The 12041-nt window shown below is 66.0% G+C and carries 9 protein-coding genes; 4 read left to right on the top strand and 5 right to left on the bottom strand.

From position 1 onward, the window contains the following. Position 1: 1 nt before the first annotated feature. From PI93_RS07600 to PI93_RS07580, 5 genes are all read right to left on the bottom strand, one after another. Positions 2-976, bottom strand: coding sequence for an alpha/beta hydrolase (locus PI93_RS07600; RefSeq protein ID WP_144400503.1), 975 nt, complete (start codon positions 974-976; stop codon positions 2-4). A gap of 232 nt (positions 977-1208) precedes the next feature. Beyond that, positions 1209-2489, bottom strand: coding sequence for an MFS transporter (locus PI93_RS07595; RefSeq protein WP_052241046.1), 1281 nt, complete (start codon positions 2487-2489; stop codon positions 1209-1211). Continuing rightward, positions 2486-3676, bottom strand: coding sequence for an amidohydrolase family protein (locus PI93_RS07590; RefSeq protein ID WP_039374765.1), 1191 nt, complete (start codon positions 3674-3676; stop codon positions 2486-2488). Before PI93_RS07590 ends, PI93_RS07595 begins: the two co-directional genes overlap by 4 nt. Beyond that, positions 3673-5151 carry a sodium:solute symporter family protein gene (locus tag PI93_RS07585; protein ID WP_039374766.1) on the bottom strand — a complete coding sequence of 493 codons (1479 nt, stop codon included), beginning with the start codon at positions 5149-5151 and terminating at the stop codon, positions 3673-3675. Before PI93_RS07585 ends, PI93_RS07590 begins: the two co-directional genes overlap by 4 nt. After that, complete coding sequence (locus PI93_RS07580) at positions 5148-5384, bottom strand: DUF3311 domain-containing protein (protein WP_039374768.1); 237 nt, start codon at positions 5382-5384, stop codon at positions 5148-5150. The genes PI93_RS07585 and PI93_RS07580 overlap by 4 nt, the downstream gene beginning before the upstream one ends. Positions 5385-5695: 311 nt before the next feature. Between PI93_RS07580 and PI93_RS07575 the strand changes: the two genes are divergently transcribed. From PI93_RS07575 to PI93_RS07560, 4 genes are all read left to right on the top strand, one after another. Then, positions 5696-6496, top strand: coding sequence for a GntR family transcriptional regulator (locus PI93_RS07575; protein ID WP_039374770.1), 801 nt, complete (start codon positions 5696-5698; stop codon positions 6494-6496). A 218-nt stretch (positions 6497-6714) separates the two neighbouring features. After that, positions 6715-8016, top strand: coding sequence for a UDP-N-acetylglucosamine 1-carboxyvinyltransferase (locus tag PI93_RS07570; protein WP_039374772.1), 1302 nt, complete (start codon positions 6715-6717; stop codon positions 8014-8016). A gap of 422 nt (positions 8017-8438) precedes the next feature. Next, positions 8439-9203: a response regulator transcription factor gene (locus PI93_RS07565; protein WP_236105878.1), complete on the top strand. Its 765-nt coding sequence runs from the start codon at positions 8439-8441 to the stop codon at positions 9201-9203. A 56-nt stretch (positions 9204-9259) separates the two neighbouring features. Then, the gene (locus PI93_RS07560; RefSeq protein ID WP_236105636.1) at positions 9260-11983 is read left to right on the top strand and encodes a hybrid sensor histidine kinase/response regulator; all 2724 of its coding nucleotides are present in this window, start codon (positions 9260-9262) and stop codon (positions 11981-11983) included. Positions 11984-12041 lie beyond the last annotated feature (58 nt).

The raw sequence follows: 12041 nt of genomic DNA, 5'->3' as shown, positions 1-12041 counted from the left end.
CCTATTTGGTGTCGAACTTTACGCCGGACGCCGGCGCGGGCACCGCGCATCGATGCGAGCGCAGGTTGTCGAGAAAGCGCTGGATCAGCGGCAGCACCTTGGCTTCGATGTCGCCGTGCCCGTAACCAAAACCCGCGAAGTTGAAATGCGTGGCGCCATCGACCACGGCAAGCCAATGACACCCGGCGGGCAAGTCCGCGTAGGGCTCGGTGCGCGTCTGCCATTTCCCGTCGAGCGGCGCGTCGCGTGTACCGGTCACGAGCAACATGGGCTTGTGAATGTCATGCCATGCGCCCGCCGGAAAGATCGGCCCCGGCCCCTGCGGCGACAGTGCAATGTAACCGTCGAAACGGTCATCGCTGTCGAGCCCGAGCTTGTTCTTCGCGCCCGCCTCGATCATCACGGTAATCGCCCCCATCGAGTGCCCCGCAAAGACCGCCGGCCCGGACCGGCACTGCGTGCGCGCCCAGTGCAGCGCCGCACCAACATCTTCGAGCCGGTCGTCATACGCTTCGGGATCCGTAATGAGCGCGAGCATTCCGTCGCGCAATCCGCCATTGCGCACGCGATCGCGCAAGGAGTCTCGCCCACTCTCCTTGTGGGCCATGGTGAGCGTCAGCCAGCCGTATTGGGAGAGCGCCCGACCGAGCCACGCCAGCGCGTCGCGGTCGTCACCCGCGCCGGGACTGAGCACGACCACCCCACTACAGGCGGATGACGGTCGGAAGACATGGAGATAGGTGTACCCGCCGTCGCTACGCAGCACTCGCTGGTCGACGCCGGTCGGCGCAGGGCCTGACGTGGCGTTCGGTGGGGAAGCTGACACGGTTGCCGAAGCAGGTGCAGGCGTCGCCACCGGTTTGGCAGGCGGGATCGTATCGGCCGCCAGGGCGGGGGAAGGAAACGCTGCCAGCAAGGAGATGCCGAGACTGCAGGCGCCGAGCGCGACGAGCATCGTCGCAAACGATCGTCCCACGGCCCTGCGCGACATTCCGAGCATCCGTTCTCCCTTGGTATCTGGCAGCACACCGCCACCCGCGCCTTATCGGCCGGGCCGGGAACAACGGTCTCGCGCCGAAGCCCCGCTGCGACATCACACGATGGATCATCTTAGCGCGGATTGCGTAGGGACTCGCATGAATTTTGCGTGCGGGAGACCTGTCTCGCGTGCGCAACGCCCGCACGCGATACCGCCCGCATTGCGCACATCAGGCGCGCTGATGGCGGCCGCCGCGGCTGTCTTGTATGTCGCGTGCAAGGCTTAGCGCCGACGCATAGCCCGCCGGATCGAAGCGCCACGTCAAGGCAATCAGCGCGACGTTGAGTCCGATGAGTCCGATCCACGACGGCACGAAACTGCCGGTCGCCGCCAACACCGCGCCGGCACCGAACGGCGCCAATGCCGCGATGCAAAAACCCACGCCTTGCATGAACGCCGCGAGCGCCGCCGCATGGCGCGGGTGCGCATGGTGATCGAGCGCCAGCACCAGTCCGAGCGAGAACGTACCGCCCAGCCCGAACCCGATGGCGCCGATCCACATCCACGCCGCCGCGTCCGGTGCGACGACCAATCCGGTCAGTCCGCCCAGCGTGGCCACGAGCGCGAGCGTCAGCCAGCGTCGACGGTCGACGTTGCGCCGGGCAAACCACGGCAGTGTCAACGCCGCCACGACCTGACACGCCGTCAGTCCGGCGAGCAACGCCCCACTGCGCGTTGCACTCATGCCGTGCTGCTGATAGAACGGTGGCAGCCACGCGACCATCGTCGTGTATGTGCAGTTGATGAGGCCGAAGTAGACGGCAAGCGTCCAGGCGCGAGGTTTGCGCAGCAGCTCAAGCATGGACGGCGCGCCGTTGCCCGCCGACGCGACCCGCTCGCTCGCCTTGCGGCACGCGGTGCGCAGATCCGCCGCGCTCATCGTCGCGGAAGGCGGATGCGCCGCCGCCCGGGCCAACGGCGCTCGCCACCACGCAAGCGCCGCCAGGCACACCAGGGCAAGCCACATGCCCAGACCGACGCGCCAGTCCCCCGTTTCGGATGCCACCCATGGACTCGCCGCCGCGCCCAGTCCACCACCGCCCATGAGCGCCGCCGAGTACAGCCCCATCATTGCCGTCATGCGCGCGGCACTGTAGTTCGCCTTCACCACGCCGGGCAGCAACGCCTGAATAATCGCAATGCCCATGCCCGACGCGAGCGCCGTGGCAATCATCGTCACGGTATCGTCGGCCACGAATCGCGCGCCGCAGGCCAGCGCCAACGCGGCCAATCCGAGCAACACGCCACGACGCTCGCCGAAGCGGCGTGTCAGTCCATTGGCTGCAAACGCCCCCGCGCCCATCGCCAGCACCGGCAGCGAGGTGAGCAATGCCGCTACCGGATAGGTCATCCCGGTGGCGTCTCGGATCTGCGGTAACAGCGGGCTGATGGAGGTGAGCGTCGGTCGCAGGGTCAGCCCGACCGCGACGATGGCCAGCCAAAGGGTCATACCACCACGCCCTCGCTCACCACGACGTGGCCGTTCGCCACCACCCAGCGACGTGGCGCGCGCGTGACGATGGCCTGCGCGGCATTGAGCGCGTCGACCAGCACGAGATCGGCGCGTGCCCCGACATGCAGGCCGTAATCATCGAACCAGCACGCCCTCGCGCCCTGATGGGTGACGCAGTCAAGCGCAATGTCCAACTCGTCGTCGCGGCGCAGGTTGTAGCGCAGACCGATCATCATGGCGCGCTCGAGCATGTCGGGCGTGCCATAGGGCGTCCACGTGTCGCGAATGCCGTCGTTCCCGCCGGCGAGCGCAACGCCGGCGCGGCGGCACGCCATGAGTGGCGGCACAACGCGCGACGGCGGCGCCGTGGTGATCAGCGCAACCCCGGCATCTGCCAGACGGGCGAGCAACGCATCGGCACGCGCAGCGTCCAACTCTCCCAGACAAAACGCGTGCGACACGACGACCTTGCCCTGCATCCCCAGCGCCACGATGCGCTCGAGCATCAATTCAAGCGAGAACACGCCCATCTCGCCCGGTTCATGCAAATGAATGTCGACGGGGCAACCGTGCTTGTCGGCCAGCGCGAACATGGCGTCGAGCGACGCCTTCGGATCGCGGTCGATGGCGCACGGATCGAGCCAGCCGAGCACATCGGCGCCGCGCGCGAGCGAATCGTCCAGCAAGGCCACGGTGCCCTCGCGATCCAGCACGCCCGACTGCGGGAATGCGACGATCTGCATGTCCAGCATGTCCGCCAGCGCCTCGCGCGTAGCGAGCACGCCGTCGAGATGGCGCAGACCCGCGTCGGTATCGATATCGACGTGCGTGCGCAGACGCGTGGTGCCCGCCGCGAGGAACGCCCGCCCCAGCGCGAGCGACGCGGCGCGCGCATCGTGCCCGCTCTCGGCACGCCACCGGCGCTCGTTATCGATGCGATCGATCAATCGCGAACCGCACTCGTTGACGTACCACGGCATGCCCCACACTGTCTTGTCGAGATGCGTGTGCGACTCCACGAGACCGGGCAGCAGCAACGCACCGCCTGCGTCGATTTGGCGAATCGCGGCCGCTTGAGCAACGGGCAACGTCGGCGCGATGGCCGTAATCCGCCCGTTCTCGACGCGCACCTCGACCGGTGCACCGTCAAGGCCGCGTGCGTTGCGTATGTCCAGTGTTGTCATGCCTTCCTCAAATTGATTTCCGTGGCGACGTTGCGCGAGCGCGTGAGCAGGCTCACCACCACGAACGTCACCGCATTGACCGCCAATGCCACGAGGCCCATGTTGATCGACCCCACGGTATCCGGCGCGCCGGGCAGCAGCGTGCGCAGATTGACGTCGAATCCCACGGCCGCCGCCAGCACGATGGCGCCCGCACCGATCCCGGCAAACGCGCCATATTTATTACCGAACGGACGCGGCAGCAAGCTCGCCACGAACGACGGGAACAGTTGCGTCAACAGGCTCGATGCGAAGAGCGCCAGCGCCACGAACGTCGCACCGCCTCGCAACACGAAGAACACGGCCACCAGACCGAAGACCGGCAGCACACGCTTGGCGAGCTTGCCCACGAAGGCCTCGCTCGCCTGCGGCGCGAAGCCGTCGCGATAAATGTTCTTCGCGATCAGCGTCGACGCATTGAGCAGGATCATCGAGCCCGGCACGAGCGCGGTCAACACCCCAACGCCACCGATCACGCCCACGAACCACGGCGAGAATGTCTGCTTCACGATACGCAGCAGGGCCAGATCGGAATCGGCACCCGTGAGGCCCGGTACCTGCAGAATCGCCGCGAAGCCCACGAAGAACATGAATGCGATGACCATCTGATACAGCGGCATCAGGATCGTGTTCTTGCGCACCGCGCTCTCGCTCTTGGCCGCATACACCGATGTGAAAACATACGGATACAGGTAGTAGCCAAGCGACGTGAGCAGGATCGTCGAGTTGTACCAGGACAGCGTCAGCCCGCTGGTGGGCATTTGCAGGAAACCCGGACGCGCCGCCTCGATGCGGTCGAACATTTCACCGAAGCCGCCGAAGTAATGCAACGGCAGATAGATGCCGAGGAACACCGCGATCACGAGAATCAGGACGTCTTTATAGATCGCAATGCTCGCCGAGCCGTGAATGCCCGAGACCGTGATGTACAGCACCATCGCAATAGCCCCGCACCAGATCGCCACGGCCGGCGGAATCGTGCCGTATGACGACTCCGAGACGATGATGCCCAGCCCGCGCAACTGAATGATGAGCAGCGCGGTCATGCCGAGCACGGCCACCAGCGAGACGACCACACCCAACGCACGCGAACCATATGCCGTCGCGAAAAAGTCCGAGAACGACACGCACCCATGCCGCGTGGCATGCCGCCACGCCGCCGGTAGCATCCAGTAGCCGAGCAGGTACGCCAGCGCGCCATACGCGAGGATGTAGAACGCAGGGGGGCCTTTGCTGTACGCCCATCCACTCGCGCCGAGGAACGTGAACGTGGAGAAGGCCTCCCCGGCCATGAGCAGGAAAACGAGCAGCGTACCGAAGCCACGCCCGCCCACCGCCCACTGTTCCAGACTCATCGTGCGACCGCGCCGTGCGCGCAATCCCACGAACAACGCAAAGGCGAGAAACGCCGCGATAACGGCCAGAGCGGCATTCATGACGCGGCTCCGTCGTGCTCGCGCAGATCCTTCGCCGAAGCGCTCGCCGTGTCGCGCGATCCGTCGAAGCGGAACATCACGACCATTACCACCGACGTGAGCAGCAACCAGACGATATTCCACGTCATCAGGAACGGCAGCCCGGCCAATCGGGTACCCACGTGTTCGGCGAGCCAACCGCCGCTGTAAAAGGCCGCGATGGGAAGCGCAGCCAGGCAATGTACAGGTTTCATGACGTCTCCAGACCCAAAAAGGATTCAACAGTCGGCCGCTCGACTACGTTCGGGGCGGCCCCACGGCTTGACCACTTCGATGGTGTCCGGCCATGGCATATCGCATCGATTTGCCATATCATCAACCAAATACAATAAAATGGTTAACCATTTTTGTTGACCATTATCGGCAACGAATTGCCGAAATGCAAGGTCGCGATGCCGGGACGGGCGGAACCGAGGGTTTTCCGGGAGGGGCGCCGGGAGTTCGAGGGGGCCGGGTACAATGCGGCCCACACTTTCGCGAACCGCGCCCCTCGAGGAGATCAGGCTTGAGCCGCACCGCAGCACCCGCGTCGCCGCGCGACGCGTCCCGCACCGAGGCCGCGCCCGACACGGCCCCGAACCTCATGGCCGATGGCGATGGCTCGTCGGCCAGCGCGGGACAGCAGATCGAGGCGCGCGTCTATCAGGCGATTTCGCAAGCGCTGCTCTCGGGCAAGCTTCGCCCGGGCATGCCACTGCGCGAGCGCAATCTCGCGCAGGCGCTCGACTGCACGCGCGGCGCGGTGCGCAAAGTGCTCGCGCGGCTCGGTTTCGAGGGCAAGCTGGTGCTCGAACCCAACCGCGGGGCGTTTGTGCCGCAGCCTTCGCTCGACGACATCCGCCAGACGTACCGTGCGCGACGCGTGCTGGAAACCGGGGTGATCGCGAGCATTTGCGGTCATCTGAACGAATCGCAACTCGCAGTGCTCGACGCGCATGTCGCCACCGAAGCCCGCTCGCATGCCGACGGCACGCACGAGCGTTCAATCCGCCTCGCGGGCGAATTTCATCTGAAGTTGATCGGTATGGCGGACAGCGCCGAACTCGACGCGTTCGCGCGACAGCTCGTCGCCAAGACCGAGCTATACAAGGCCCTCTACGACCCGGCGGAATTCATGCATTGCGCGCCGACCGAGCATGCTCAACTCGTCAGCCAGTTGCGCGATGACAAGACGCAGGCCGCCATTACCCTCGCGGCAGCGCATCTCGACGAACTGGAAGCACGCGTGCTCACCCGTGCGGCCGCCGCGGAGACGCCTGATTTTCGCGCCATCTTCGCCGAGGCGTTTGCGGGCGAGACGTCCTGAACCGCAACGCGATCCGGTCGTCGCGCTTCGCCGGTACCACGAGCCTGTCGCCCGTCAAGCGACGCGGCAATCCCACCACGGGCGTGGGGGTCGCATGGCACACACCCCGCATTCGGGGGTATATTTCGCCTGTTTGCGACGGGCCTGCGGCCCGCCTGCCACTTTCGCCCCCCGCCCGATACACGAAAGCACGAAGGCACGAAGCCCGAAGGAAGCCCATGTCCCATCTGGTAGTCCACGGCGGTCAGCCCCTACGCGGCCGCATCATCCCCTCCGCCAACAAGAATGCCGTTCTGCCGGTGCTGTGCGCCACGCTGCTCACCGACCAGCCCGTGCGCCTTATCGGCGTGCCCGAGATCACCGACGTTCGCAAGATCCTCGATATCTTCCGCCAGCTCGGTAGCGATGTGAGCGTCGATTTCGAGGCCGGCACGCTCGACATTCATCACCGTCATACGAAGTTCGACCCGCGCACCGACCATCTGCCGGAAGAAATGCGCTCGTCGATCATGCTCGTGCCGCCGCTGCTCGCACGCTTTGGCGTGGCGCGCATCGAAGACAACATCAAGGGCTGTACCCTCGGCGTGCGCGAGATCGACCCGCATATCGAAGTGCTGCGCCATTTCGGCGGACGTGTCGAACGCACCGAAGGCTCGTTGCTGATCCACGGCGACGAGACGCGCCCGGCGATCCACCACTGGCTCGATTACGCGTCGGTGACGACGACGGAAAACTTCGTGCTGTGCGCAGCCTCGGCCAAGGGTCGCTCGCAATTGAATAACGCGGCGTCCGAGCCGCACGTGCAGGAATTCTGCCGCTTCATGCAGATGCTGGGCGTGCCCATCGAAGGCGTCGGCACGTCGCAACTCGCCATCGAAGGCGTGGAGCGCTTCGGCGGCGGCGAATTCCGCTTCGCCGAAGACTTCCATGAAATCACCACGTTCCTCGCCCTCGGCGCGATCACCGGCGGCGAAATCACGGTCAAGAACACGGCACCGGACCAATTCCCGCTGATCGACCGCACATTCGCCAAGTTCGGCGTGAAGGTCGAGCACCGCGACGGCTGGTCGACGGCAACGGCCCAAGGCAAGCTCAAGGTGCAGGCGCCGTTCACGCAGAACATTCTGACGAAGGTGGAAGCCGCACCGTGGCCGTATTTCCCGGTCGACCTGCTGCCGATCTTCATCGCGCTGGGCGTGAAGGCAGAAGGCAGTGCGATGTTCTGGAACAAGGTGTACGACGGCGCCATGGGCTGGTCGACGGAGTTGTCGAAGTTCGGTGCGCACGTGTTCCAGTCCGATCCGCATCGGCTGATCACGTTTGGCGGCGTGCCGCTCACGCCGGCCGTCGTGGAAAGTCCGTACATCATCCGCGTGGCGATTGCGCTGCTGATGGTGGCGGCCAGCATCGATGGCCAGTCGACCATCAAGAACGCCCAGCCAATCCGGCGTGCACACCCGCGCTTCGTCGAAAATCTGTGCTCGGTGGGGGCGAACGTCGTCTGGACCACGCCCGAGTAAGTCACCCGCATCTTGTTCTTCTCGTGCCGGTAACCGCCCCCCCGGGGGGGCCGGGTTCGCCAGACGGGGCACGCCGGCGGCAGACGACCCCCCGATCGCCCACGCACCGATCCTCACCCCGGCGAACCCGACGGCTGACCTTACCTGAGCCGATCCCGCCCGAAATCACCGCACCTTTGCCCGACGGCATGTGATGTTTGCCCGGAGGAAAAATATTTCCCGGGTGCCGGAATTCGCGCCACCCGGGCGAAGCGCAGCCAGGCGAATGTGAAAGAATGGCGACCATCATGAGCGATCGTCCCCTGCCTGCGCAGCCGCCTGCCACGCCCCATCCCTCGGGAGCGACGTGGCCCACTTCGCCGCATGCCCGCCAGTTGTCGGGCGTGCGCGTGCTTGTCGTCGACGACAATCAGGAAGACCGCATGCTGCTGATGGACTTCCTCAGCCAGCAGGGGTGCCGCGTCTACATCGCGCAAGACGGCCGCGACGGCTACACGAAAGCCCGCACGGTGCAGCCCGACCTGATCCTCATGGACATCCGCATGCCCGTGTGCGACGGCCTCGGCGCCTGTCGGCTGCTCAAGGCCGACCCAGGCACCCGTCACATCCCGCTGATCTTCCTGACGGCCGCCGCCTTGCCCGGCGAGCGCGTTGCCGGCCTCTCGGCGGGTGCCGTCGATTACGTCGCCAAGCCCTACGACTTCGAAGAGGTACGCCTGCGGCTGTCGATTCACCTGAAGGCGACGACACCCGCGCCACTGGCTTCCGACGCCAGCGAAAAAGGCAAGCTGGCGCCGTTGCCCGTGCAGGCGCACACGCTCGACGCCGTCCTGTTCCGGGCCACGCGCGCCTTGCTGCTAGATCGGCTCGACATCACGCCCGAACTTGCCGGCCTCGCGAGCGCCGTCGGCACCAACACGCGTCGCCTGAATCTGGCGTTTCGACGCTGCGTCGGCGTGACGGTATTCGACTTCCTGCGCGAAGAACGCATGAAAGAGGCACGCCGCCTGCTCTCCGAGACGTCGCTCGACGTGCAGGACATTGCCGGCGCCGTCGGCTTTGCAAGCGCCGCCAATTTCGCCACGGCGTTTCGCGAGCGCTTCGGCATGCCACCGAGCGGTTTCCGTGAGCTTGGCGCGCAAAACACGCCGGTTCCCGAGGCGTCGGGCGCAGCGCCCTCGCCATGAGCGTTGCGCCATCGGACATGCCGACGCGCGATCTGCGCCGGTCGCGAATGACCTGCATGGCTCTGGTCGTCGCCCTTCTGACGCTGCTGCTGCACGGCGTGCTCGCCTTTGCAGCCCCCGTCGCCCCCGCCGCGAGCGTTCCGGCGTCGGCATCGACCGCGACAACGGTCTCGCCCGTCGACCTCGCGAGCGCGCCCTCGCCGTACAAACTCGACAGCCAACTGCGCCTGCTGGAAGACCCTTCCGCACGCCTCGACGCCACACAGGCCCTCGCCGCTTACGGCTGGCGCGACGTTGTGCCGCGCATGCTCAACCCCGGCTACAGCCGCTCGGCGTTCTGGCTGCAAGGTAGCCTCGTCAACCCGGGAAAACAATCCATCACCCGCTGGCTGAGTGTTGGCATCGTGCGGCTGGAAGATGTGCGTTTCTATGCGATACCCGCAGGCAGCACACAACCGTCCATCGCGATGCTCGCGGGGCACACGGTGCCGCTCGAGCGTCACCCGATCATGTCGGAAACGTCGGTCTTCCCGGTCACGCTCGCGCCCGGCGAGCGGATGACTTTCCTCTTGCGCGTCGAAACACGCTCCTCGGTGAGCATCGTGCCGCAGCTCTGGCGTCCCGACGACTTCCGCGTCGCCGAATCGCGCAACGCGATGATCGCCATGCTGCTCGCGGGCTCGATGATTTCCATCGCGCTCTACGCCTTCGTGCTCGGTATTGCCCGACGCGACGCGGTGTTCGTCCTGCTCGCGCTCACCACGGTCACGCAGGTCGCGCAAGACATGGCATTTCAGGGCTTCCTGTATCGCTACCTGCTCACGCAAGGCGGCGAATTCATCGTGCGCGCGCCAAGCTTCTTCTCGACGCTGACCGCAGGCTTCTTCAGCGCGATGGTGCTGGCTTTCACCGGCCTGCGGCGCGTCACGCTATGGCGCTGGACCTATCGCGTGATGATCGCCGCGATGGCGTGCATGGCCCTCTGGGTCGCGTTTGGCGACCACCGGGCAGCCGCGTTTACGCACCTGCAATTGCTCACCGCCTTCAACGTGCTCTGGGTCGTCTCCCTGGCCGACGGCTGGCGGCGCGGCCTGGCCAACGCGCGGCTCTGCCTGCTGTCGTTCTCCCCCGGTTGCGCGGTCCTGTTCTGGCGGCTGGCGATCATCAAGGGCCTGCTGCCGGAGGAATGGCTCGCCAATACCGCGATGGCCTGGAGCACGAACATCGCCGTACTGCTCATGCTCACCATCATCGTGGCCGGACGCTCACGCGAACTCGTGCGCGAACAACGCGCGGCACAGCACGAGGTACTCCAGACGCGTCGCGAAGAGCAGACCCGACTGGCCAACGCCGTCGATATGCGCACGCGGGAATTGCAAGCCGCGCTCATCGCCGCCGACGAAGCGAACAGCGCGAAGAACGACTTCCTCGCCCGTATCAGTCACGACCTGCGCACCCCGCTCACGTCGATCATCGGCTTTGCCGATCTGGTGCAATCGGGCGGACGTGAAGACGCCGACCGGGGACGCATCATCCGCCGCAGCGCGCATCACATGCTCGCCATGGTCAACGACCTGATCGAATATGCGGGTGGCGGCGCGGCCGACGCGCTGCACGTCGCCCCGGTCTACATCCACGCGTTCATCGACGGCATGGCGCACGAAGGCATGAGCCTCGCGCGCAAGCACAACAACGCATTCCTGCTCGATGTGCGGACGCCGCTGCCCGCGCTGCTCGCGTTCGATGCCAAACGCGTGCGTCAGGTCCTTGGCAACCTGCTGGACAACGCCGCGAAGTACACCGCCAACGGCACGATCACGCTGTCGGTCTCGGCCACCCCGGACGTGACGCGCGCCGATATGTTGCATGTGCGCTTCTGTGTGGAAGATTCCGGTTGCGGCATCGCCAGCGACGATCTGCCTCGCGTGTTCGAACCGTTCGCGCGGCTCGACCGGGCGCGACGCGTGCCGGGGGTGGGCCTCGGGCTGGCCATCGTGCAGCAATGGGTCGAGCGCATGGACGGCACCATTACGCTCGACAGCGCGCCAGACGTGGGCACACGTGTCGCGTTCACGCTACCGTTGCGCGTGGCGCGCGAGGCGGATCTCGTGCCGCAGTCGCTGGCGGGCGCGACCCACGCCTTGCCGCCGCTCGACGGCAGCGGACACCACCTCTGGCTCGCCGAAGATTCGCCCGAGATCCGGCAGTTTCTGCATGACGAACTCGCCAGTCTCGGCTTCACGGTGCGCACGTTCAGCGATGGCGTAGCGCTCATCGCCGAACTGGGCAATCCCGAGCCGACGCGACCGAATCTCGTGATCACCGATCACATGATGCCCAATGCCGACGGTCTCGCGGTCGCACGCGCGACACGCCGCCGCTGGCCCGACATGCCGGTGCTGGCGATCTCGGCGTCGCCGCAGATCGTTGCTGGCAGTGGCTACGATGCGTGTCTGCTCAAGCCCATCGAACTGGCCGACCTGCGCAACACGCTCGCTCGCCTGCTCAATCTGCATCGCGACGATGCCCTCGCCGGCGCGCAGGATCGTGCAGACGCCGGTCATCCGCACGACGGCCCCCTGCTGCGTCCGTCGCGCGACCATCTGGTGCAGGCCCGGCAGTTGATCGCCATGGGCGCGATTACCGACCTGATGGATTGGGCGCGCGACCTGAGCGATCAATCGCCACAATTCGACGGCTTCGCCCGGCACGTCCATCAACTCGCACAGCGCGGCGATCTCGCCGGACTGGCCGAGTTGTGCGCAGCGCCTCTGACGTAAGTGGTTCAGCGAGCCGTTCTGCAAACCACAACGGCATGCCCTGCGGCATGCCGCCGTC

This window comes from Pandoraea fibrosis (assembly GCF_000807775.2).
Taxonomy (GTDB): Bacteria; Pseudomonadota; Gammaproteobacteria; order Burkholderiales; family Burkholderiaceae; genus Pandoraea; species Pandoraea fibrosis.
Note: the sequence above shows the minus strand (reverse complement) of the source record. Positions and strands in the feature narration are given on the sequence as shown.

Bases quoted from the DNA above. Each gene is read 5' to 3' on its own strand.
- PI93_RS07595 (WP_052241046.1), bottom strand. From the start codon at position 2,489: ATGACCCTTTGGCTGGCCATCGTCGCGGTCGGGCTGACCCTGCGACCG.
- PI93_RS07590 (WP_039374765.1), bottom strand. From the start codon at position 3,676: ATGACAACACTGGACATACGCAACGCACGCGGCCTTGACGGTGCACCG.
- PI93_RS07585 (WP_039374766.1), bottom strand. From the start codon at position 5,151: ATGAATGCCGCTCTGGCCGTTATCGCGGCGTTTCTCGCCTTTGCGTTG.
- PI93_RS07580 (WP_039374768.1), bottom strand. From the start codon at position 5,384: ATGAAACCTGTACATTGCCTGGCTGCGCTTCCCATCGCGGCCTTTTAC.
- PI93_RS07570 (WP_039374772.1), top strand. From the start codon at position 6,715: ATGTCCCATCTGGTAGTCCACGGCGGTCAGCCCCTACGCGGCCGCATC.
- PI93_RS07565 (WP_236105878.1), top strand. From the start codon at position 8,439: ATGCTGCTGATGGACTTCCTCAGCCAGCAGGGGTGCCGCGTCTACATC.
- PI93_RS07560 (WP_236105636.1), top strand. From the start codon at position 9,260: ATGGCTCTGGTCGTCGCCCTTCTGACGCTGCTGCTGCACGGCGTGCTC.